The 21387-nt window shown below is 43.0% G+C and carries 20 protein-coding genes; 15 read left to right on the top strand and 5 right to left on the bottom strand.

What is annotated here, in order from left to right:
• Positions 1-33: 33 nt before the first annotated feature.
• The 4 genes from ACZ5GY_RS09760 (at position 34) to ACZ5GY_RS09745 (ending at position 3640) form a co-directional block, all read left to right on the top strand.
• Positions 34-864, top strand: a complete 831-nt coding sequence (locus ACZ5GY_RS09760; RefSeq protein ID WP_213691699.1) for an ABC transporter permease subunit — start codon at positions 34-36, stop codon at positions 862-864.
• Positions 865-931: 67 nt separating this feature from the next.
• Complete coding sequence (gene rfbD / locus ACZ5GY_RS09755; protein ID WP_213691700.1) at positions 932-1807, top strand: dTDP-4-dehydrorhamnose reductase; 876 nt, start codon at positions 932-934, stop codon at positions 1805-1807.
• Positions 1800-2450 carry a ribonuclease HI family protein gene (locus ACZ5GY_RS09750; protein WP_213691701.1) on the top strand — a complete coding sequence of 217 codons (651 nt, stop codon included), beginning with the start codon at positions 1800-1802 and terminating at the stop codon, positions 2448-2450. The genes rfbD and ACZ5GY_RS09750 overlap by 8 nt, the downstream gene beginning before the upstream one ends.
• The gene (locus ACZ5GY_RS09745) at positions 2447-3640 is read left to right on the top strand and encodes an MFS transporter (RefSeq protein ID WP_213691702.1); all 1194 of its coding nucleotides are present in this window, start codon (positions 2447-2449) and stop codon (positions 3638-3640) included. The genes ACZ5GY_RS09750 and ACZ5GY_RS09745 overlap by 4 nt, the downstream gene beginning before the upstream one ends.
• On the opposite strand, the gene ACZ5GY_RS09740 is transcribed toward ACZ5GY_RS09745, so the two are convergent.
• Genes ACZ5GY_RS09740 through ACZ5GY_RS09720 form a run of 5 tightly spaced genes read right to left on the bottom strand, consistent with a single transcriptional unit; the run spans position 3573 to position 9031 of the window.
• Positions 3573-4412: an ABC transporter ATP-binding protein gene (locus ACZ5GY_RS09740; RefSeq protein WP_213691703.1), complete on the bottom strand. Its 840-nt coding sequence runs from the start codon at positions 4410-4412 to the stop codon at positions 3573-3575. The two genes, ACZ5GY_RS09745 and ACZ5GY_RS09740, sit on opposite strands and share 68 nt — an antisense overlap.
• On the bottom strand, positions 4409-5191 hold the full coding sequence (locus ACZ5GY_RS09735; protein ID WP_464111823.1) for an ABC transporter ATP-binding protein: 783 nt from the start codon (positions 5189-5191) through the stop codon (positions 4409-4411). Before ACZ5GY_RS09735 ends, ACZ5GY_RS09740 begins: the two co-directional genes overlap by 4 nt.
• On the bottom strand, positions 5188-6384 hold the full coding sequence (locus tag ACZ5GY_RS09730) for an ABC transporter permease (protein WP_464111822.1): 1197 nt from the start codon (positions 6382-6384) through the stop codon (positions 5188-5190). The genes ACZ5GY_RS09735 and ACZ5GY_RS09730 overlap by 4 nt, the downstream gene beginning before the upstream one ends.
• Positions 6384-7358, bottom strand: a complete 975-nt coding sequence (locus ACZ5GY_RS09725; RefSeq protein ID WP_464112117.1) for an ABC transporter permease — start codon at positions 7356-7358, stop codon at positions 6384-6386. The genes ACZ5GY_RS09730 and ACZ5GY_RS09725 overlap by 1 nt, the downstream gene beginning before the upstream one ends.
• A 5-nt stretch (positions 7359-7363) precedes the next feature.
• Positions 7364-9031 (bottom strand): ABC transporter substrate-binding protein, encoded by a 1668-nt coding sequence (locus ACZ5GY_RS09720; protein WP_464111821.1) that lies wholly within the window; start codon positions 9029-9031, stop codon positions 7364-7366.
• A gap of 174 nt (positions 9032-9205) precedes the next feature.
• Between ACZ5GY_RS09720 and mscL the strand changes: the two genes are divergently transcribed.
• The 11 genes from mscL (at position 9206) to ACZ5GY_RS09665 (ending at position 21316) form a co-directional block, all read left to right on the top strand.
• On the top strand, positions 9206-9661 hold the full coding sequence (mscL, locus tag ACZ5GY_RS09715; RefSeq protein WP_213691708.1) for a large-conductance mechanosensitive channel protein MscL: 456 nt from the start codon (positions 9206-9208) through the stop codon (positions 9659-9661).
• A 31-nt stretch (positions 9662-9692) separates the two neighbouring features.
• Positions 9693-11468: a gamma-glutamyltransferase gene (gene ggt, locus ACZ5GY_RS09710; RefSeq protein WP_213699697.1), complete on the top strand. Its 1776-nt coding sequence runs from the start codon at positions 9693-9695 to the stop codon at positions 11466-11468.
• A 258-nt stretch (positions 11469-11726) separates the two neighbouring features.
• Positions 11727-12650, top strand: coding sequence for an ABC transporter permease (locus ACZ5GY_RS09705; RefSeq protein WP_213691710.1), 924 nt, complete (start codon positions 11727-11729; stop codon positions 12648-12650).
• A gap of 14 nt (positions 12651-12664) precedes the next feature.
• Entirely contained in the window at positions 12665-13516 is an 852-nt protein-coding gene (locus ACZ5GY_RS09700) for an ABC transporter permease (RefSeq protein WP_213701607.1), read from the top strand.
• 19 nt (positions 13517-13535) lie between these two features.
• On the top strand, positions 13536-14531 hold the full coding sequence (locus ACZ5GY_RS09695) for an ABC transporter ATP-binding protein (RefSeq protein WP_374047612.1): 996 nt from the start codon (positions 13536-13538) through the stop codon (positions 14529-14531).
• Entirely contained in the window at positions 14531-15517 is a 987-nt protein-coding gene (locus ACZ5GY_RS09690; RefSeq protein ID WP_213691712.1) for an ABC transporter ATP-binding protein, read from the top strand. The genes ACZ5GY_RS09695 and ACZ5GY_RS09690 overlap by 1 nt, the downstream gene beginning before the upstream one ends.
• A gap of 12 nt (positions 15518-15529) precedes the next feature.
• The gene (locus tag ACZ5GY_RS09685; RefSeq protein ID WP_213691713.1) at positions 15530-16111 is read left to right on the top strand and encodes a hypothetical protein; all 582 of its coding nucleotides are present in this window, start codon (positions 15530-15532) and stop codon (positions 16109-16111) included.
• A complete protein-coding gene (locus ACZ5GY_RS09680; RefSeq protein WP_213691714.1) occupies positions 16108-17295 on the top strand; it encodes a M20 metallopeptidase family protein in 1188 nt (395 codons plus the stop codon). Before ACZ5GY_RS09685 ends, ACZ5GY_RS09680 begins: the two co-directional genes overlap by 4 nt.
• 60 nt (positions 17296-17355) lie before the next feature.
• The gene (locus ACZ5GY_RS09675) at positions 17356-18885 is read left to right on the top strand and encodes an ABC transporter substrate-binding protein (RefSeq protein WP_213699698.1); all 1530 of its coding nucleotides are present in this window, start codon (positions 17356-17358) and stop codon (positions 18883-18885) included.
• A 117-nt stretch (positions 18886-19002) separates the two neighbouring features.
• On the top strand, positions 19003-20097 hold the full coding sequence (locus ACZ5GY_RS09670; protein ID WP_213691716.1) for a M24 family metallopeptidase: 1095 nt from the start codon (positions 19003-19005) through the stop codon (positions 20095-20097).
• A gap of 34 nt (positions 20098-20131) precedes the next feature.
• Positions 20132-21316, top strand: coding sequence for a M20 metallopeptidase family protein (locus ACZ5GY_RS09665; protein ID WP_464111820.1), 1185 nt, complete (start codon positions 20132-20134; stop codon positions 21314-21316).
• Positions 21317-21387 lie beyond the last annotated feature (71 nt).

Genomic DNA, 21387 nt, shown 5'->3' with positions numbered 1-21387 from the left:
CCGCTTCCCTCTTTTTGAAGGAGTTGAACGTAGGTGGAACGACGAAGCACAGCTTTTTTATTTCTGATGCCCCTTATTCTTTTGTTGGGGGTGTTTCTTATATATCCGCTTGTCTTGGTTTTTGGAGAAAGTGTGACTGTGGATGGAGGTTTCTCTCTTGCCAATTATCTTTTGATTTTTACGAAAAAACTTTATAGAGAATCTCTGGGAACAAGCCTTATGCTTTCTCTTTCTACTGCTGTGTTAGGTACTGTTATCGGACTACCTCTTTCATACGTTGTTTATAAGAGCAAAGGGAGACTTCATCGTTTTCTTATGGCTCTTACAGCTGTTCCTCTTACCTTCAGTGGCCTCGTTATTGGTTTCATGTTTATTATCCTTTTAGGAACGAGCGGCTTCATTACCATGATATTCAGTCGTCTTTTTGGAATTAATGCTTTAGAATTTTCAGCCTTTCTCTTCACATGGCGAGGTCTTGTTGTTGCGTATCTCTACTTTTTGATCCCTCGAATGATTCTTACCATGACAGCTGCATGGAGTAACGCAAACTGGAGCCTTATTGAAGCTGCGGTGAATTTAGGTGCTTCACGTGCCACTATCCTGTTTAAAGTTCTTCTGCCCATGTTGGGGCCAGCAATATTTGCAGGTTCGTCTCTTCTTTTCGCGGTAAGTATGGGAGCTTTTGGTACAGCTTTTGCTCTTACGGGAACAGGAGTTAAAATACTTCCTCTTGTTATTTATACTCACGTTTCAGAAGTTTCTGTAGATATTGGGCGGGCTGACGCCATAGCCGTTGTTCTTGCCGTGGTAACCACTCTGGTTATCATGCTTTACGAGCGCTTTTTTGCTGCCAAGGAAAGATAGCTCTTCTAAAATCCCCTTCTCATTGTGATAGAATGTTTTGAATACTACCACTAGGGAGGGGAGAGGCATGAAGTTTTTTATAACGGGAGGTGGCGGCCAGTTAGCTTTTGCCTTTCAGCGTCTTTTTAAGGAAGAAGACCTGCCTTTCACCATCTATTCCCGTCAGGAACTAGATATAACGGATATTTCCAGAGTTCGGCGACGAATACATGAAGATCAGCCCAATGTAATCATAAATTGCGCAGCCTGGAACGATATAGATGGGGCAGAACAGAACTGGCGAGATGCGTATCTTGTTAATGCTATTGGCCCTAAAAATTTAGCTATAGCAGCAGAAGAACAGAACATTCCCCTTGTGACATTCAGTTCAGATTATGTTTTTAATGGAAAAAGCGTACGTTCATGGACCATTGCTGACACTCCCGATCCAATTAACGTCTATGGCCGAACAAAGCTTCTGGGTGAAGATTTTGTTAAAAATCACATCCATCGATTTCTTATTGTACGAATAAGCTGGCTTTTTGGTCCTGAGGGAAAAGAAGAGTCGAACTTTTTGAAACAGGTTTTGCGATTGAGTCGGGAACAAAACGAATTGAAAGTTGTATCAGATCAGATATCAAGCCCGACATATGCTCCAGACCTTGCTGAAAGAGTGATGGATCTCTTATCTCTTCGTGCATGGGGAGTCTACCATCTTTCGTGTAGTGGGCGATGCAGCAAATATGATTGGGCTTCTTTTGCGCTGAAAGAGCTTGGTGTGACAAAGAATATATATCAGGTCCAGAGCGATGAGTTCAGACCCATTGCGCAAAGGCCCTCTATGAGCGCTCTTGATCCTTTCCCTCTCGATACATTAGGTATATACATGCCTCGCTGGGAAGATGCAACATTGCGTTTTCTCAAGTCTATTGGACAGAAAAATGGTGATATTGACGATGCTTAAAGGTCATTTTGATGGTGCATCACGGGGCAATCCTGGCGATGCAGGGGCAGGGGCCCTTTTATACGACGAAAATAATCATATTATCTGGCAACAAAAGCTCTATCTTGGCTCCAAAACCAACAATGAAGCCGAATATGAAGCTCTTCTTATGTTGCTTCGGGAAATTGATAATAGGGGATTTCAGCGTGTTACTATCCGAGGGGATAGTCGTCTTGTTGTTTGCCAAATGAATAAGGAATGGAAGATTAATAGCCTTCATCTTAAAGAACTCTGGCAGAGGGCCCAAGAGTTGTCGCGTGGAAAAAATCTTTCTTATGAATGGGTTCCGAGAAATGAAAATAGTGACGCTGACAGACTCTCAAACGAGGCGATAGACGACCACTACGGTGCGAAGAAGATGGAAACAATAGAATTTGTAGAAGTGGTTGATAAGGTAGAAACAGGGCGAAATCGAAGTGTTGAATTTGACCTTTCCCTCCTTGAGCAGATTACTGACACTCTTTTCATCGCTCATGGTACAGAAGATTACGCCGTAGATATTCTTCATAGGGCGTGTACGTGTCCTGCTTTTGTGCATCGCAGACGATGTAAGCATTTGGATGCAGCATTGAAAAAGAAGTCGCAGGAGATGAACATGAAGTGACAACAACCCTTGATCGTAGAACGTTTTGGCTCTGCTGGCTCGTAACCTATCTTGGGCAGGCCTATGTTTCTATGTTTTTTATGTACCCCGTGGCCTTGCAGCAACAAGGTATTTCTCTCGCTTTGACAGGATGGCTTATGAGTATCTTCAGCGTGGCTTCAACTCTGATCCGTCCTGTTGGAAGCCTGATGAGCGAGAGGATTGGTGTTCGCAAAAGCCTTCTTTTTGCCTCTCTATTGCTTTTTGTTTGTTCTCTCCCCTTTCTTTTCTTTAACTCTTTTAGCTCTCTTATGGTTATTCGGGGGAGTGTGGGGCTTTTTTATGGAATAGTTATGGTCGCCGTAACCACGTATCAGGCTTTGAGTATTCCTTCGGAACGCCGAGGGAGTCTCTATGCGTGGATAGCCATTGCCTATGTTTTGCCGCAACTCTCAGTGCTTCCTTTGAGTGAGTTTTTCCTTTCTAAAGTAGGAACCTTTGCCTTCCTGACTCTTGCTCCAATTATTGCTATAGCAACATTTGCAGTGTCAAAACAGCTTCCGAGATTGAAAGATCTCAAAAAAGAAAGTAAAGAGACAGAGGATACATACTTGACACAAAGTAGCTCTGAACAAGAAGAAAATTGGGGAAGCTGGAAGGAAATGTTTTATGTTCCGGGTTTCTGGCCTCTTGTGCTCACCCTTTTATCGTGGTCTTTCCTCAATTCTTCCACGTTACAGTATATGCCAGCTTTTATCCGTTCTCGCGGCTTGATCGCTTCTTCCTTTATGGCTGCCAATGCCGGAGTTGCCCTTCTTTTACGTCTTTTCGCCATTCGCCTTATGGATAAGCTTGATAGAAAAATTGGCAGCGGTTTTACCATAGCCTTAATGGGGGCTATTGTTATCGTGACACGTTTTGCCTCCTCTAACCACTCTTTCTTCCTATTGGGAGCAATATATGGTTTAGGAATGGGAATTGGGTTTCCAATGATATTGGCTCTTATGCCCGATATTTTTCCTGAGAGGCTTAGGCCTAAAGGAGTTGCTGCAGGAACACTGCTTATCGAGTTCGGTTTTATCTTTACCCCCTTTCTTATGAGCTACGGCGGATCGATCTTCGGATTGGGCAATATGTTGGCTTTTATGGGGTGTATAGGTTGTGCAGGAGGTTTGTTCTTGAGTCTCTTTGTATGGCGGAAGAAAGCGTAGGAAGAGCAGCTACGAGGGCCTTCGTGTAGTTGTGTTGGGGGGCGGTAAGAAGAGTTTTTGTGCTGTTTTCTTCACAACACTCTCCTTTGAGCAAGACCATGCCGTGGCTGGCTGCCGCTCTGGCCAGATAGAGGTCATGGGTAACAAATATCATCGACATTCCCTCTTTTACCCTCTTGTTAAGCACTTCGATAATTTCACTTCGTGTTGAAGCGTCCTGCATGCTTGTTGGCTCATCACAGAGCAAAAGTCGAGGTTCAAGAATCAAGGCTCTGGCTATTGCCACTCGTTGCCGTTGACCTCCAGATAAGCCGAAGCGCACTTGAGAAAAGAGCAGCCTCTCTTCAGTTATACCTAACGTATGTAAAAGGTGACGTGCTTTACTATACGCATCCAAGCGACTCTTTCGTCCATAAACTATAAGCCAGGGTTCAGCAACGGCATCTATAACAGAAAGAGTTGGAGGAAGGCTCCCATAAGGATCTTGAGGAACATACCCACATTTCCTACGTAGCTCTATTAAAGAGTGGTGTGTGCATGTATTGATATTTTCGCCAAAAAGCTCTACATACCCTGACGTCGATTGAATGAGTCCAAGAATAACCCTAAGCAAAGATGTCTTCCCGCTCCCAGATTCTCCTATTAAAGCGAGGCTTTCACCTTGCTTCAAAATAAGAGAAATATCTTTGAGGGCCCAAATGCCCTCCATTTTAGGGTCTCTTGAGGGGTAGAAGAGGCTGACCTTATTTGCCGTTAAAATTGTGTTTGTCATATCTCTTCACCTTCCAAATGAAGTAATGCTTTTACAAGTTGTTTGGTGTGCTCATGGTGCGGATTTTTCACAATTTCTTCAGGAGAACCCTTTTCCACTATTTCTCCCTCATGCATAACGGCGATTTTATCGCAGATTTGGGCAGCAAGAGGAAGGTCGTGGGTGACGAAAAGAAGCCCCATATCCTTCTCTTTTGTTAATGTAGCTAGTGTTTCTACTATCTCTCTTTGGGTAATGACATCTAAAGCGGTAGTTGGTTCGTCGGCAAGAAGAAACGTTGGATTACATGCTAAGGCTGTGGCTATAGCTGCCCGTTGTTTCTGTCCCCCCGAAAGCTCATGGGGATAACGATTAAGATATGATGCATCAAGCCCAGCTTCTTTCATAACCCTTTCACATCGTTGCTTTATTGCATGGGGTGGAAGTTCCATGTGAAACGTCAAAACCTCTTCAATATGTTTCCCGATAGTTAATACTGGCGTAAAAGAGTTCATGGCTCCCTGAGGAATAAGAGCAATCTCTTTCCAACGTATGGTATTGAGAGTGTCTTTTTTAAGAGAGAGAATGTCGAGATCGTCAAGAAGAACAGCTCCAGAGACTTCAGTATTAGAAGGAAGAAGCCTTGGAATAGCCATAAGTAAAGAACTTTTCCCACTGCCGGATTCTCCGACAAGACCGATGATTTCCCCCTTGGGAATAGAAAGTGAGGCGTTGTTTACGGCAAATACGCTTTTTGATGGCGTTATATATGTAATGGAAAGATCGATGATTTGTATCATTGTTTAAGTGCTCCCTTCAATTGGGGGTCAATCTGCTCTTCAAGAAATTTCCCGAGATCAAGAAAAATCAGACAGAGTAGGGTTATGCCAAGACCAGGGGGCAGAAGCATCCACCATGCTCCACGGGTAAAAGCTCCGAAAGAATGGGCTTCGTGAAGCATCCTTCCCCACGAAATGATTCTGGGGTCTGAAAGGCCGAGGAAAGATATTCCCGCCTCGGCTAAAATAGCACCTGGAACACCGAGTGCTATGTTGGCCAGAAGTAGTGGAAGAGTCTCTGGAAGCAGGTGTCGCCAGAGAATGTAAAAGGTCGGCGCGCCGAGACCACGAAGACCTTCTATATAACTACTGTCGCGGAGAGATAAAGTCATGGCTCTGACAGTGCGTGCTGTTCCCATCCACGAGAAGAGCGATAAGATAAGAACGAGTTGCCATAATCCCTTTCCCCAATAGGCGGCAAGTACCATAAGAATGGGAAGAATGGGTATAGAAAGAAGAATATCGACACCCCTCATAATGATGGTATCTGTCCAGCCGCCGGCATAGCCACTGATCAAACCGAAGAAAAGGCCGAGCAGGGAGGCCAAAAGTGTTGCTGATATTCCCACAATGAGAGAAACACGGATTCCGGCAATGAAGAGCGAAAAAATATCTCTTCCCCGTTGATCGGTTCCTAAAAGGCCCCACCGTCCTCCCTTAATATCAAATGTTATCGTTCCTCTCATTTCCGGTGGAGCTGAAAAATCAGGTTCGACGCGAAAGATATATTCACCTTTTTCTGAAAAAAGTTCGCTTGGAATCTGGGCGAAAGGAGAAAAATTCAGCCTTTGTTTAAAGGAAAGGTCTCGTCCGTCTATGTCAAAAGCATTTTTCCCGACAGTTAAGTGGTGCAAAACAAATTTTTGTGTCGGAGTTTCGAGAACAAGGGCAGATGGAACAGAGAGCGTTATCTCACCTGAAAGATGAATTTGTGTCGGAGGATTGTAGGGCCAGGCAATATTTTTTTTCAGGATATTTTCTGAAAGAGTTATTTTCATTGTGGGAGGAAGATTCCTCTTGAGCCATAATGGTGTTGAAAAAGGTGGTGCAACCTCTTGGTTGGGAGAAACCGACAATGAAAAAGGGGCCAAAATGCTCAAAACTGCTATAAAGAGAAGAAGTAAAAAACTCCATCGTCGAAAGAGGCTCATCATTAGCGCCCTCTCCTTTCGAAACGAACACGGGGATCGACTATACCGTAGAGAAGGTCAGCGGCAAGGTTGCAAAAGATAGTGAGAAGGGCCAGAAGATAAAAGGAAGCACCTGCCGATGGGTAGTCTTGCCCTGTAATGGCTTCCAGCAGAAAACGGCCTACCCCATGGAGGGAAAAGACTGTTTCTGTAATGACGGCTCCAGAGATAATGCCAGGTAACGAAAGAAGAAAAATCGTTAGAAGAGGAGGAAGCAGTGTACGAAAAGCGTGATTCCAGACAATATGTTTTTCAGGAAGTCCCCGAGCTTCTCCCATAAGAATGAAGTCTTCGCTTAGCACTTTAACCATAAGATTGCGAACATAGAGAGCCCATCCCCCGAATCCCAGAAGAACAAGCGATCCCACAGGCAAGATTAAGTGCCATATATAATCTGTTAACTGAGCCCAGAATCCAATGGGAGGAGGAACAGAAACACTTCCCCGCAAAGGGAAAAGGGGAATGGCATACGCAAAAATGAGAAGAAGCAGCAACTGAACAAAAAACGAAGGGAAAGAAAAAGAGACAGCTCCACTCCAAAGAACGATCTTTTCGATCCATTTACCACGTTTTAAAGCCGCCTGTATGCCGAGCCAAGTTCCCAGAAAGGCTGAAAGTAAGAGGGCATTCCCCAATAGAGTAATCGTGTTGGGAAGACGGGTTGCCAATTCTTCCCATACGGTACGTCCCGTTAAAAAGGAGTAGCCGAAATTAAAAGTTATCATTTGCTTAAGGTAAAGTAAAAACTGAAAACTCAAGGGCTTATCAAGGCCGTAAAGTTTCGATAGTTCTGCCTTCGCCTCAGGAGAGAATCGAGGGTCGAGCATGGTTGCTACAGGATCTCCTGGCATAAGTCGAAAGAGAAAAAAATTTAAAATGAGAACCACAAACAAGACGAGCAGAGAACCTGCGATACGTCGCCACCAGTAGCTTTTCATTTCTGTCACCGGTTATTTAAGAGCCAGAAAAGAGGATTCTTCGTGAGGTGTACATACTCCCCAGGCCTGTATTCTCTAAAGATAAACGGACCTGACCCCATAAGCTGAGTTAGTTTTTTCTCTTTATCAAGCCATGTTTGAGATGGTTTCCAGCTCCGCCAATCTTTCACCTGCTCTAAAACGTGCCGGGGAAAGAGCGGAAGGCTTCCTATGTTATGAAGATGCCAGTAGCTTGTAGAGTTCATTGTAACAATAAGAGTTTGAGCATCGGGAGTTTCAATGTTTTCTACATCTCGTACCGAATCGTAATAGCGGGGTAATTGATGGTTTTTCAGATATTCAATAGTGTAGGCTGCGTCTGATGAGGTTAATGGGCGTCCATCCTGCCAAAGCATCCCCTTCTTCATATGAAATGTAAGTTGGGTAACATTATGTTTATCTTTTTTCACGGTATCGACAGACCATGATTCTGCTACCCAAGGAAGATCTGTTAACGTCTCTGGATCAATAGCGAGAAGAGAATCATAGATAAAGGCCAATACATTCCAGTCGTAGGCAGAACTCGTATCAAGGGGGTTGAGAGAGCGTGGCTCGTCAAGTAAAACCCATCGGAGAGGTTTCATGGAGCCCTGCGCAGGTTCCAACTGGAAAAGACTCCAAATATTATCAGCTGTCGTATAAGACGTTGTAACATATCCCTTCCACGATGATGTGGCCGCCGTAATAAAATATCTACTATAAATTGGAATAACAGGAACAAGTTCTGAAAGGAGCTTTTGGCTTTCGGAAGCTGCTTCTCGAGCTGCTTCTTCGTCAGGGGCCCATCGAAGTCGAGATACAACATCATCAAGTTGAGGATGGGATATTCCAGAAATGTTATAGCCGCCTTGTACATCCATGGAAGAATGATAAAAAGCGAAAAGAGAATCGGGATCGCGAGTCATTTGCCATGCTAAAACATACGTATCGAACTTCCGTTCGTCAAGACGGGCAATCATGGCTGAAAAGTCCATAGGCTCTACCTCTAGGGGAATTCCAATTGCACGTAGAGACGTTGCTATCCGTTCAGCTATTTCAGCCGTTGTCGGTGAAACTTGAGCTGTGGGAGAGAGCATCTTCATTGGAGGTAGCTCTCGGTGTTCTTCTGGATCTGTAAGAATTCCTTTGTTATTCCACGTCCAACCGGCATCTTTCAACCTTTTTTTAGCCTTCTCCGGATCAGAAAAATAATGAATAACATCTTTTTCATAGTAGGGAGAAGCAGGTGGTAAAAATGTGGAAAGGGGCTCTGCGTAACCTGAGAAGAGATCACGAACTATCTTTTCGCGGGGAATAGCTTCCCATGCAGCTTGTCTGAGTTCTTGCCGATTCCACGGAAACATTCGAAGATTCATTCCGAAGAAAAAACCATGAAAGCCTTTTGCCAATGACATCTGAATTGATGCATTTTGTGATAATCGCTCTATATCAGCGGGACGGGCAATATCTGTAAGCATCTGTATTTCATCTTTTTCGAGGGCCAAAAGCTGAGCGTCAGGATCACGAATAATGACAAGGTACAGATCCTTGATTTTAGGGCCTCTAAACAGAGACATATCAAAACTGTACCCCTCTTGGGGAAAAGACAAACTGAGCAGAAAAGCAACGCTGAATAATATAAAGAAACGCTTCATATTTTCACCCCCGGAGAATGCATATAACATTGTTCATTTATTCTAACAAAAAATGGGAAGATTCTTATGAAGTTTTCAAAAAAGTTTACGTTATGCTTCCTTACTCACGTTCTATATTTTAGTTTTATAATAGGCATACTATTTGTAATGCTTCTTTAGTGAAGGAGGGATGAGATGGCTATTTTAAAGGAGTTTAAAGAATTTGCAGTTAAGGGAAATGCAATGGATATGGCTGTAGGTATCATTATAGGAGGTGCTTTCGGAGGTGTCGTATCGTCTTTAGTGAAGGATGTTATTATGCCTCCTATTGGCATGGCGCTTGGTAATGTGGATTTTAAAGATATCTTTATGGTACTCAGAGAGGGAGCAACTCCAGGCCCATATCTTTCTTTGGCTCAAGCGCAAGAGGCTGGGGCGATTACTATGAATATCGGCGTTTTTGTAAACTCTGTAATCAGCTTTCTCATTGTGGCTTTTGCTGTTTTTATTTTGGTTAAAAATTTAAATCGTCTACGAAGACCGCCAGCACCAGCTCCTAAGCCACCTGTTAAAATATGTCCCTATTGTTTTACTGAAATTCCAGAAAAGGCATTACGGTGTCCTGCTTGTACTTCAACTTTGGAAAAATAATATTTTATGATCTGAACAGGTGAATAGTCTAATGAAGAAACTTTCAAATTTTGCAGTGGTTTTCGTCTCTGCAATTGCTCTTACATTTGCATTTATTGCAACTCCATCTTTGGCGATGACGGCCCTTTCATCTCAGGGTATGGTTGTCGCTATGAATTTTGATGCGGCCAAAGTTGGTGCGGAAATTTTGGAAAAGGGTGGCAATGCCTTCGATGCTGCTATAGCTGTCAGCCTGGCTTTAGGTGTAGTGGAACCCTACGGTTCAGGTTTGGGGGGAGAAGGATATATTGTTGCCCGAACAGCTGATGGCAATCGCTTCGCTTTGGATTTTAGAAGCGTGGCGCCGCGAATGGCAACATATGGAAGCATAGAAAAATCTGGTCTTTCTTTTGCAGAGGCAATGCAGACGTTAAAAGGTGTTGGAGTTTTTAGCTTACCGGCAGCCTTAGAGTACATTCACCAAAAGGCAGCAACTATGCCTATGGAAGCACTTGCTGAACCGGCGATTCATTTGGCGCAAGATGGATTTGCAGTGAATAAACAGTTTGCTCAGGCTGTAACTCTTGAGTATGAAAAGCTTCTTCGTTCAGCTCAGGGCTTTTTGAAAGAGAGCATTTTACCTTGGGAGGAAGGAGATTGGTATTCAAATCCCTCTTTAGCAGAGACACTTCGTATCTTTGGCAGAGAAGGAGCAAAAGCTTTCTATAATGGCTCTATTGCTGATTCCATTGAAATTTTTATGAAAAAAAACGGAGGTTGGCTCAGAAAAGAAGATTTTCAAAACTATCGTGTAATTGAAAAAGTACCTCTTCATGGAACATATCGTGGATATGATATTTATGTTTCAGATATGCCAGCAGGCGGTCCGCGTCTTATCGAAACCTTGAATATTTTGGAAAAATTCAACATGTCAGCCTTTGACTGGGATGATCCCCTCAGAATCCATATCATGCAGGAAGTTTTTATTTTGACAGCTCTGGATCAGGAAAAATACGTTGGTGATCGAGACTTCAGTTCTTTACCTAAGCAAGCTTTGACAGATAAAAAATATGCAGAGCGTCGATTTATGGAAATTAACTTATCGAAAGCTTCTTTACCGCAAAGTTGGAAAAAACGATACGGAAATCCTTTGCCTTTTGAAGAGAACCAAGGATTTACGGATGTACTTCTACAAGAAATAGATACAACATCTACACGTGCGAAATCTATTGAAAAGGAAGAAGCTTTTTCTGTTGAATCACCAACAACAACTCACTTTGCTGTTATGGATAAAGATGGGAACGTTGTTTCATGTACTCAGACCATATCTGATTTTTTCGGAACAGGATATTGGATTAACGGTTTCTTCCTTAATAATGAGTTAAATAATTTTAGTGGAGATGCTACATATGGTGCTCCTCTTTATCTGGAAGGTGGCAAACGTCCACGAACAACAATCGCGCCGTTAATTATTGAAAAAGACGGAAAGGTTGCTTGGGTTCTCGGAACTCCTGGCGGAGGTCGCATCGTTTCTACCCTCGTTCAGATTATTGTCGATCTTATTGATTTTGATATGTCTTTAGAAGATGCTGTAAAGTCTCCAAAGTTTGTAGGCTATGTTCTATATCCAGAATTGCGAATGGAGAAGGGCTTTTCAACGAAGACAGTTGATTGCCTTCAGAACTTTTTTGGACACGTTGTCAAAGTCTATGAGTATCCGGATATGTTTTTCGGGGGATTAAATATGATTGAAGTTCAAGAAAACGGTAGTATAAAAGGAGTGGGGTCATTTCGGCGCAGCGGTTCAGCAGTTGCTCCTGAAAATTAGACAAAATAGTAAAACATTACATAATGTGTAAAAGGACTTTTCTCTAAAAGGAGGTTTCCTTCCTAAATAATCGTCTCTTTTCAATAAAGAAAGATAAGAGAGTTGGAAAATCGATTTTAATTGACCGGTGTTATGGAGCGTGATAGACTAATTTTCAAATGGTCGACCGGTCGACCATTTGACTAAAAAGCATACAGAAGTTTTTTTGAGCGCGCTTTTCTATATATAAATCATGCTTCTAGTGAGAGGTGGTTATTTGTGCTTAGGTATGTCTTTCGAAGAATCTTGCTACTCATACCCGTTGTTCTAAGTGTCATGGTTATCATCTTCACGATTTTGTACTTTACTCCTGGAGATCCTGCGCAAATTGCTCTTGGTCAAGAGGCGACCGTCGAGACTGTCGCAGCATTCCGTGCTGAACGAGGTTTGGATGACCCATTCTTTGTTCAGTTGGGGCGCTATCTTTATCGGGCAGTTTTCCATGGAGATCTTGGGTACTCGTACGCGATGAAGAGCCCTGTTTCTATGGAGTTGGCTTCACGCATTCCGGTAACTATGAAACTAGCCTTTTGGGCTGTTGCTTTTAGTACTTTGGTGGGAATCCCATTGGGGGTTATTTGCGCAATACGTCAATATTCTATTTTGGATAGTATTACGACCCTTATAACCCTTCTCGGTGTTTCTATGCCTACTTTCTGGAGTGGCCTTCTATTTATTCTTGCTTTTTCAGTGTATCTCGGATGGTTGCCATCCATGGGATTCGATACGGTGAGCCAGATGGTTATGCCCATTATTACGTTGTCCGGATCTGCCGTAGCCCTCATAGCCAGAATAACAAGGTCGAGTATGCTAGAGGTTATTCACTCAGACTATATTCGTACCGCTCGTGCCAAGGGTCAAAAAGAGAGTATCGTCATTATGCGCCACGCTTTGCCAAATGCCATGATTCCCATTCTTACCATCATTAGTATGCAATTTGGAATGCTTCTTGGCGGTTCTATTGTTACAGAAGCTATATTCTCCATCTCTGGCGTGGGCCGTCTCATGTTAGAGGCTATTAATATGCGCGACTATCCCATCATTCAAGGTGGCGTTCTCTTTATTTCTATCGCGTTCTGCCTTGTCAACTTAACGGCAGATATCCTCTACGCGTTTGTTGACCCTCGTATTCATGTGAAATAGAGGTGGGAAGCTCAATGTTTAAAAATAATTCTATGATGAAATATACCCTTATACGGTTGAGAAGAAACTATCTTGCAGTGCTTGGTATTGTTATTCTTCTCATATTGATAGGTATGGCCATATTTGCAGATCAAGTTGCTCCTTATGGTTATGCTGACCAAGACTACATGATGATCCGTAAACCGCCTTCCACGACCCATCTTTTGGGAACCGACGAATTTGGGCGAGATGTTCTCAGCCGAATTATTTTCGGTTCAAGGGTTTCTTTGCAAGTCGGTCTGATCGCTGTTTCAATTTCTCTTATTGCAGGTGGTGCTATCGGAGCTATTGCCGGATATTTTGGTGGCAAAATTGATAACTTCCTGATGCGTATCATGGATATCCAACTTGCTATCCCAACCATACTTTTGGCAATCGTTATATCTGCCGCCCTTGGGCCTGGTCTGTTCAACCTGATGGTAGCTGTTGGTATAACATCAATTCCTCGTTTTGCCCGTCTGATGAGAGCTTCCGTTCTCTCGATAAAGGGAATGGAGTTTATTGAAGCGGCGCGGGCTATGGGCGCGAGTCATACGCGCATCATTTTGTTATATATATTGCCAAACTGTGCGGCACCCCTGATTGTTCAGTCTACCCTCAGTGTCGCAAACGCAATACTTTTTGCAGCTACATTAAGTTTCCTTGGCTTGGGTATTCAGCCTCCCTATCCGGAATGGGGTGGAATGCTTTCTGCTGCGAGACCGTATCTCAGAAACAGTGCGTACTTAAGTATTGCTCCCGGATTGGCAATTATGATCACCATTATGGCTTTGAACTGCGTTGGCGATGGACTTCGGGATGCTCTTGATCCGAAGCAGAAACGGTAGGTGTACTAAAATGACGAACATGGTAGATGATAACTCTCCCCTTCTTGATATTCGCAATCTTTCCGTGCGTTTTAATACAGATTCGGGTGTTGTCGAAGCTGTAAATAACCTGAATCTTTTTCTGCGCAAGGGAAAAGCTCTTGGTCTCGTTGGTGAGACTGGAGCGGGTAAGACTACCACAGCTCTTGCCGTCCTTCGCCTTATTCAATCTCCTCCTGGAGAAGTAACAAACGGAGAAATCATTTTCGAAGGTCAGGATATTATGAAAATGACCGAAGCCGAAATGCGGCATATTCGTGGAGACAGGATCGCTATGATTTTCCAGGATCCCATGTCCTCTCTTAACCCCATTATGACTGTTGAAGAACAAATAATGGAAATGATTTCACTCCATTCTGACTTAAATAAAGAGCAAGCTCACGAACGTGCTCTTGAAATGTTGAAGCTTGTCGGAATACGCACAGAACGAGCAAAGGATTTCCCTCACCAGTTTTCCGGCGGAATGCGCCAAAGGGTAGGTATTGCCATTGCTCTTGCATGTAAGCCAAGTCTTTTGATTGCAGACGAAGCAACTACGGCTCTCGATGTAACAATACAGGCACAGGTTTTGGAGCTTATTAAAGAACTTCAGTCTGTTGTTAACACGTCATTGATTTTAATTACCCACGATTTGGGAATTGTTTCTGAGATCTGCGATGACGTAGCGATTATGTACGCTGGCCGTTTGGTCGAGTATTCAGATATTCGGAGTTTGTACAGTAAACCCATGCATCCTTACACACAGGGCCTTTTTAATGCTGTCCCTAGCCTTGATAGTGATATTAGCCAAAAATTACATGTTATTCCTGGGTTGCCGCCCGATCCTACCGATTTGCCGAAGGGGTGCTGTTTCTCCCCCCGTTGTCCCTATGCTCGGGATATTTGCCACGAAAAAGCTTGTGGCATGAAAGAGTATGAGCCCAATCACTTTGTCGATTGTTATTTCCCATTGGGTGTTGAAGGGAGGCGGCCGTAGTGTGTGCACAGGTCGAAAAAACAGAAACTTTCATAGAGATTAAGCATCTTAAGAAATATTTCAACGTCCATAAGGGCCTTTTACATGCCGTAGATGATGTCAACCTCTCGATCCCAAGGGGGAAAACTCTGGGATTAGTCGGAGAATCCGGTTGTGGAAAGTCAACACTGGGAAGAGTTGTCATTGGTCTTATTGAAGCAACGGGCGGAGAAGTTCTTTTTGATGGAGAAGATACTCTTAAATATAACAAAGAAGAAAGAAACGAATTCAGAAAAAGAGCTCAGATCGTATTTCAGGATCCCTTCTCTTCATTGAATCCGAGAATGTCTGTCTCTCAGCTTATTGCCGAACCATTGTTGATTAACAAGACATGCTCAGGCAAAAAAGAGATAGATGCCAAAATTAAAAAATTAATGGATACGGTAGGACTTGCCGAGAGGCTTGCTACTTCTTTTCCTCATGAGCTTGACGGTGGTCGTCGTCAGCGCATTGGAGTAGCCAGGGCCCTTGCTCTTGATCCTGATTTTATAGTGCTTGACGAACCCGTTTCGGCGCTTGATGTCTGCATTCAGGCTCAGATTCTCAATTTGCTTGGCGATTTGCAAAAAGAACGTGAGTACACCTATCTGTTTATATCTCACGATTTGAGTGTTGTTCGTTACGTTTCTGATGAAGTGGCTGTTATGTACTTGGGGCAGGTTGTTGAAAAGGCTGAAAATATAGCACTTTTTAAAGAACCGCTTCATCCCTACACGCAGGCTTTACTTTCAGCTGTTCCCGTTGTGGATTTAGACAACAAAAAGAAAAGAATATTGCTTGAAGGTGATGTCCCCAGTCCAATTGATCCTCCAGCTGGATGTCGCTTTGCAGGACGTTGTGCCTATCGTCAGGATATATGCACGAAGGAAACGCCGCTTCTTAATGAGATAGAACCAGGGCACTTCGTTTCGTGTCACTTTACTAAACATCTAGAACGTCATAAATAACGGAGAAAAATTATGCGCTCAAATGCCGAACAGACATCAGAACACATGCGATGGTTTACAGGTGTACCCATAGGAACAAATCCTCTCATACTTTTAGATATGGGAATTTCTTCCGTGATTTTGTGGAGCCTTGCTGTTGTTCTTGTCGTTTTGCTTCAGGCATTTTTCGGCAAGTCGATGAGTGGGGCATATATTCGTTCTGCTGTTCTTTTTGCCAATTATCTTGTTGCTTTCGTAGTTGGAGCTTTTTTGATTGTTGCTTTTTTGCTTTTCCCAAATCATTACGTGGTTCTCTATCGATTCGACCCTGAGTATGCATATAGCGAAAGCATGAAAGGGAAGAGGTTTTCTTTGAGAGAGAGTATGCACTGGCGTCCCTTTCAAGTAAACGCTATAGAGAAGTTTAAACGTAACGTTACCAAAAAAGTTCAATGGAGTGACGTGCGTTGCTTCCAGACAATGGATACAATGCACGTTATCTTCCTGAAAGGAACAAAAGGCACTCTTATGCGAATTTATTGCCCCGATGAGCATGTCTATAGGCAAGCAGTGGCCTATATTCAGCAAAGAGAAATAAAGGAGATCAAAAAATGAACTCTATCCTTGCTCAGAAGGTTCAGGAATTTGCACAAGATGTCATTGAGTGGAGACATCAGATTCATCAGAACCCTGAATTAGGTTTTTGTGAATTTGAGACATCCAATTTGATAGAAGAGAAACTTCGTTCTTTTAATGTCGATAAAATTCAAAGAATCGGAAGAAGCAAAACGGGTATCTGTGCTGAACTTTATGGAACGGGAAACGGGCCAAAGCGCTGTATTGGTCTTCGTGCAGATATTGACGCATTGCCGATTCAAGAACAATCCGGAGTCTCATATGCTTCTAAAAAAGATGGAGTTTTTCATGGTTGTGGCCATGATTCTCATGCTGCTATTTTGCTTGGTACAGCCTGGCTCCTCAGTGAATTGCGGGATCAGTTTTCAGGGTGTGTGAAATTCTTTTTTCAACATGCCGAAGAGCTTTCAGGCGGTGGTAAAGAGTTTATAGAAGCAGGAGTAATGGAAAATCCCCACGTTGATGGAGTGTTGGCCCTCCATGCCCTTCCAGATATATACCTGGGAGAAATAGGCGTTCGAGATGACTTCATGACTGCTGGTATTGACCGAATAAAGATTACTGTAGAGGGTAAACAGGCTCATGGTGGATATCCTCACTATGGAGTCGATACAATTCTGGCAGCTTCAACCATAGTGACCACACTTCAGAGTCTAGGCTCACGAGAGCTGGCTCCTACCGATTGTGCTTTTGTAACTTTTGGTCGCATCGAAGGTGGAATATCAAATGCCTATATAGGAGGTCCCGTCGTTATTGAGGGTTCCATTCGTTATCTCCGCAAAACGACGCAGGAACGTTTCCATCGGCGAGTCAGAGAAATTGCGACGAATGTTGGGCAAGCGTTACGAGCAAAAGTCACAGTGGAAATAACGCCCAATATAATCCCGACATGCGTTGACAAGGAATGGGTAAATCGCGTTCGAAGAGTTTGTCGTGATATTGAATCAGTTGAGAGAGTTGTAGATTTGCCTTCACCCGCTATGGGAGGGGAGGATTACGCATATTTCTTGGAAAAGGCTCCTGGAACTTTTTTCAGATTAGGAGTCAGAACTCCTGGTGGGCCCCATTGCCCAACACATTCAATAGATTTTTATATAGATGATCGAGCTATTCCTATTGGCATGGAGGTGATGGCAGCCGCGACACTTGATGCTTTGCGGTAAAATTTGATTTTACTCACTTTTGTTTGGCATTACTTACTACTTTTTAAGGAGTGAAGGGATATGAAGGGAAAGAAATTTTTACACTTGTTCTTTGCTGCAGCTATGTTACTCGTAGTCGCAACCGCTGGTTTCGCTGCTACGATGGATACTTTCACTCTCGGTCTTCCGGGAGACGCGAAAAGCCTCGATCCTCAGAAGGCTATGGACACCATGTCATTTGCTGTTACTAAACATATTAATGAGCCTCTTGTAACAGTAGATGGTAAAACCAAAAAATTGGTTCCGGTGTTGGCTGAGCGTTGGGAAATTCTTGACGATCACACGTACAAGTTTTATCTCAAAAAAGGTGTAAAGTTCCATAACGGAGATGAACTTACAGCAGAAGATGTAGTGTATTCTCTGAAGCGTGTAACGACATCTGAATCTGTTTTCGCCAAGTCAAAGGGCAAATTCATAGATCCTGAGGGATTTGAGATTATCGACAAATATACGGTGATTGTAAGAACCCGCGGTCCTGTTGGTGGCTGGCTTGACTCTATGAAGCACCCCTACGCCAGTATCTTTTGTAAAAGAGCCGTTGAAGAAGGTGGCAAAGAGTATTTCCGTAACCCAGTAGGAACAGGCCCCTTCAAATTTAAGAGCTGGATAAAAGGTGAGCGAATTGAACTCACAGCCTTTGAAGACTATCACGGCAAAAAACCGAACTTCAAGAACTTCAATATTCTCGTTCTTCCTGACGATAGCAGCAGAGTTATTGCTCTTGAGACAGGCACAGTAGATATGATCTACTCTGTACCACCCAATGACTGCCAGAGATTGAAAGAGTCTGAAAAGGTTAAAGTTGTAGAAGCTCCGGGACTTGTTTTGACTTTCCTTGATATGAATACACAGAAGAAACCTCTTAACGATCCTAAGGTTCGCCTTGCTCTTGAGTATGCTGTTAATAAAGAGGCTTATAACGCTGTTGTCTACCAGGGAACCTCTTCTATTCCCAACGGGCCACTGCTTTCTGCCTGTACCTTTAGCCCGGAGAATGTGAAGACATATCCCTACAACCTTGAGAAGGCGAAAGAACTTCTTAAAGAAGCAGGTTATCCGGATGGCATGACATTAGAGCTCTGGGTCAGCAATTTCCAAGATCAGGTAAATGGAGCTACAGTCATTCAGTCTATGCTTGCTCAGATAGGTATTAAAGTTAATATCCAGGTTTTCGAATCAGCTGTATTTGACGATCACGTGAAGAAACATACACACGATCTTCTTATCAGCAGATGGGGAATGCAGACAAACCGCGACGCTGGACAGTATTGGCTTCCTCTTTTCCATTCTTCAAACGTCAACTCTTCAAACTGGACATTATTGAGCGATAAAGAACTTGATACATATATCGATACAGCGAATATAACAATAGATACTGAAAAGAGAACAGAGCTCTTCCAGAAAGCATGGGATAGACTTGATGTTCTTCACCCTGTTGTTGTTCTTGCAGTGCCTCACGAATTGTATGGCGCCAGAAAAGATTTGGTAGGCGTAGAAGACCTTTATGACGGTCGTTTGAATTACTTGGGGAACCTTTCTTTAGCAGATTAATTTTTCTTTCTCCGAGCAATTGATCTTATGAATCCTGCTTCGCCTTGTATTCAAGGCGAAGCAGGTTTTTCGGCTTTATTGGCAACCTCATGATCAGAGGAATAGCAGGAGGAAAAAATGATAGATCATAATCGTTTCCAAACACTAGTGGAACTTCTAAACCAAAAAGAGCTGGACGCTGTTTTTCTTGCCCCCTCTTCTGATTTGAAATATATGACCGGATTAAACTTTCATCCAGATTCACGGCTGAAAGGTGCTCTTGTTACCAGAGAAGGAAAGAGTTTTTTCTTATGCCCCTCTCTTCACAGAACAGATATGAAAAGTATCGAAGACGATATTCCTATTTTGGAATGGAATGACACTGACTGGTTCCAAGGCGCATTTAAAAAGGGACTTCAGCTTGTAGGTCTCTCTTCTTCTTGCCGAATTGCCTTTTCTCGAGGAATAGAGGCCGGCGACATGATTGATGCAGTAAAGGGATTAAATGTGGAGTGTGTTAACGGTTTCTTCCTTCTGGCACCTATGCGTTCCATTAAGAATAAAAAAGAATTAGAACTTATGAGAAAAGCATCTTCCATGAACGATAAAATGATGGAAGCTCTCACTACATATATTAGGCCTGGTATATACGAGAGAGACATCATTAAATTTATTATGAATTTTCATGAATCTCATGGCGGTTCTCCTCGCGTACCTTGCGTTGCTTCGGGTATTAACAGCGGCAGAGCCCATTATGGAAGAGATAACAATCGCCTTATAGAAAAACAAGACATAGTGATGGTAGATTCTGGCGGATGGTACGATGGATATAGCCATGATATGACCAGAACATTCTTTGTTGGGGCTCCTACAGATACACAAAGGAAAGTCTATGAAATTGTCTTGGAAGCTCAACTTGCCGCAGAAGAAAAAGTTCAGATAGGGGCTATCCCCAAGGATATTGATAGCACAGCTCGGGATATTATTACTGAACATGGATACGGAGAAGCTTTTACCCATCGTTTAGGACATGGTATTGGTATGGATGGTCAGGAGAGTCCCTATATTTCTCAGGCAAATGAAACTCCTCTTGTTGAGGGCAACTGTTTCAGCATAGAACCGGGAATTTATCTCGAAGGAAAATTTGGAGTTCGTATAGAGGATTTGGTGATGTTAACAGAATCGGGACGAGAGGTTATCAATCTCTTTCCGAAGGAACTCACTATTCTGTAAGGATGTATGAAATAACGAAAGGACGGCGATTGTGATGGCTTCTGAAATTCTTCAGAAAGCTCTTGATATAAAAGAGTATATAGTTGAGGCAAAACGTAAAATTCACAGAGAACCAGAACTGAGCATGAAAGAGTTTGCAACAACAGCCTTTGTTCAGTCCGAACTGAAAAAAATGGGAGTAGAAATGATTCCCCTTGGTTCTAATGTTGGCGTTTTGGGAATTATAAAAGGTGAGAAAAAAGGGGAAGGAAAAGTTATTGCTCTTCGTGCCGATATGGATGCTCTTCCCATTCAGGAGACAACCGATATTCCCGATAAGTCGATTGTTTCAGGTGTAATGCATGCTTGTGGACATGACTGCCATACAGCGATGTTGCTCGGGGCAGCCAAACTGCTCATGTCAATGAAGGATCGTTTCTCTGGAACAGTCAAACTTCTCTTCCAGCCAGCAGAAGAAAATCTTGACGGTTCGAAATATATGATAGATCAGGGTGTTCTTGATAATCCGAAAGTGGATTACATTTTGGGTCTCCATGGACATTCTTCTTACAATGTAGGAGAAATAGCTCTTAGAGAAGGACCTTATATGGCTTCATCAGACTTCTTTACCGCAAAAATTACGGGGAAGAGTGGTCATGGAGCATATCCTCATCGTATAGGCTGCGACCCGATTCTGGCAGCTTCAAATTGTGTTATGGCTATTCAGAGTATTATTACTCGTCAAATCGATGCTCTTGATAACCTTGTTATTTCTATTTGTGAGATACATGGTGGTACTGCCAAAAACATTATTCCCGAGACTGTTGAATTTTCGGGATCTATCAGATGCCAGAATATGGAAGTAAGAAATTCCATAGAACAGCGTATTCGCGACGTTATTGAGGGTGTAGCGTCTAGCTATAAATGTAAGGCGGAGCTTGACTATCATTATGGAGTTCCTCCGCTGAGCAATTCTCCAGAAGTTGTTGAGATTGTTCGCACAAGCGCCAAAAAGGTCATTGGATCAGAGAACGTTAAATATATAGATATCCCTGCGATGGGGTCCGAAGACTTTTCCAGATATCTTGAGGTTGTTCCACAAGGCGTTTTTGCCAGAATGGGAATTTGCGTTCCTGGGAAAAACGTTCCTGTTTTTCATAATGGGAATTTTATCTTCCCTGAAGAAGCTCTTCCTTACGGAACAGCTCTCTTTGTGCAGTTTGTAATTGATGCTAATTAACAGATTTTTAGGTTGACCACTGTATTCATAGATGATATTTTAATCTTGGTCGACCGATTAATCGACCAAGA

It is taken from the genome of Aminobacterium thunnarium (assembly GCF_055390565.1).
Note: the sequence above shows the minus strand (reverse complement) of the source record. Positions and strands in the feature narration are given on the sequence as shown.

Coding starts and splice junctions, on each gene's coding strand:
- ggt (WP_213699697.1), top strand. CDS start 9,693: ATGAAGAAACTTTCAAATTTTGCAGTGGTTTTCGTCTCTGCAATTGCT.
- ACZ5GY_RS09750 (WP_213691701.1), top strand. CDS start 1,800: ATGCTTAAAGGTCATTTTGATGGTGCATCACGGGGCAATCCTGGCGAT.
- ACZ5GY_RS09720 (WP_464111821.1), bottom strand. CDS start 9,031: ATGAAGCGTTTCTTTATATTATTCAGCGTTGCTTTTCTGCTCAGTTTG.
- ACZ5GY_RS09740 (WP_213691703.1), bottom strand. CDS start 4,412: ATGACAAACACAATTTTAACGGCAAATAAGGTCAGCCTCTTCTACCCC.
- ACZ5GY_RS09675 (WP_213699698.1), top strand. CDS start 17,356: ATGAAGGGAAAGAAATTTTTACACTTGTTCTTTGCTGCAGCTATGTTA.
- ACZ5GY_RS09725 (WP_464112117.1), bottom strand. CDS start 7,358: ATGAAAAGCTACTGGTGGCGACGTATCGCAGGTTCTCTGCTCGTCTTG.
- ACZ5GY_RS09670 (WP_213691716.1), top strand. CDS start 19,003: ATGATAGATCATAATCGTTTCCAAACACTAGTGGAACTTCTAAACCAA.
- ACZ5GY_RS09695 (WP_374047612.1), top strand. CDS start 13,536: ATGGTAGATGATAACTCTCCCCTTCTTGATATTCGCAATCTTTCCGTG.
- ACZ5GY_RS09735 (WP_464111823.1), bottom strand. CDS start 5,191: ATGATACAAATCATCGATCTTTCCATTACATATATAACGCCATCAAAA.
- ACZ5GY_RS09665 (WP_464111820.1), top strand. CDS start 20,132: ATGGCTTCTGAAATTCTTCAGAAAGCTCTTGATATAAAAGAGTATATA.
- ACZ5GY_RS09685 (WP_213691713.1), top strand. CDS start 15,530: ATGCGCTCAAATGCCGAACAGACATCAGAACACATGCGATGGTTTACA.
- mscL (WP_213691708.1), top strand. CDS start 9,206: ATGGCTATTTTAAAGGAGTTTAAAGAATTTGCAGTTAAGGGAAATGCA.
- ACZ5GY_RS09700 (WP_213701607.1), top strand. CDS start 12,665: ATGTTTAAAAATAATTCTATGATGAAATATACCCTTATACGGTTGAGA.
- ACZ5GY_RS09730 (WP_464111822.1), bottom strand. CDS start 6,384: ATGATGAGCCTCTTTCGACGATGGAGTTTTTTACTTCTTCTCTTTATA.
- ACZ5GY_RS09680 (WP_213691714.1), top strand. CDS start 16,108: ATGAACTCTATCCTTGCTCAGAAGGTTCAGGAATTTGCACAAGATGTC.
- rfbD (WP_213691700.1), top strand. CDS start 932: ATGAAGTTTTTTATAACGGGAGGTGGCGGCCAGTTAGCTTTTGCCTTT.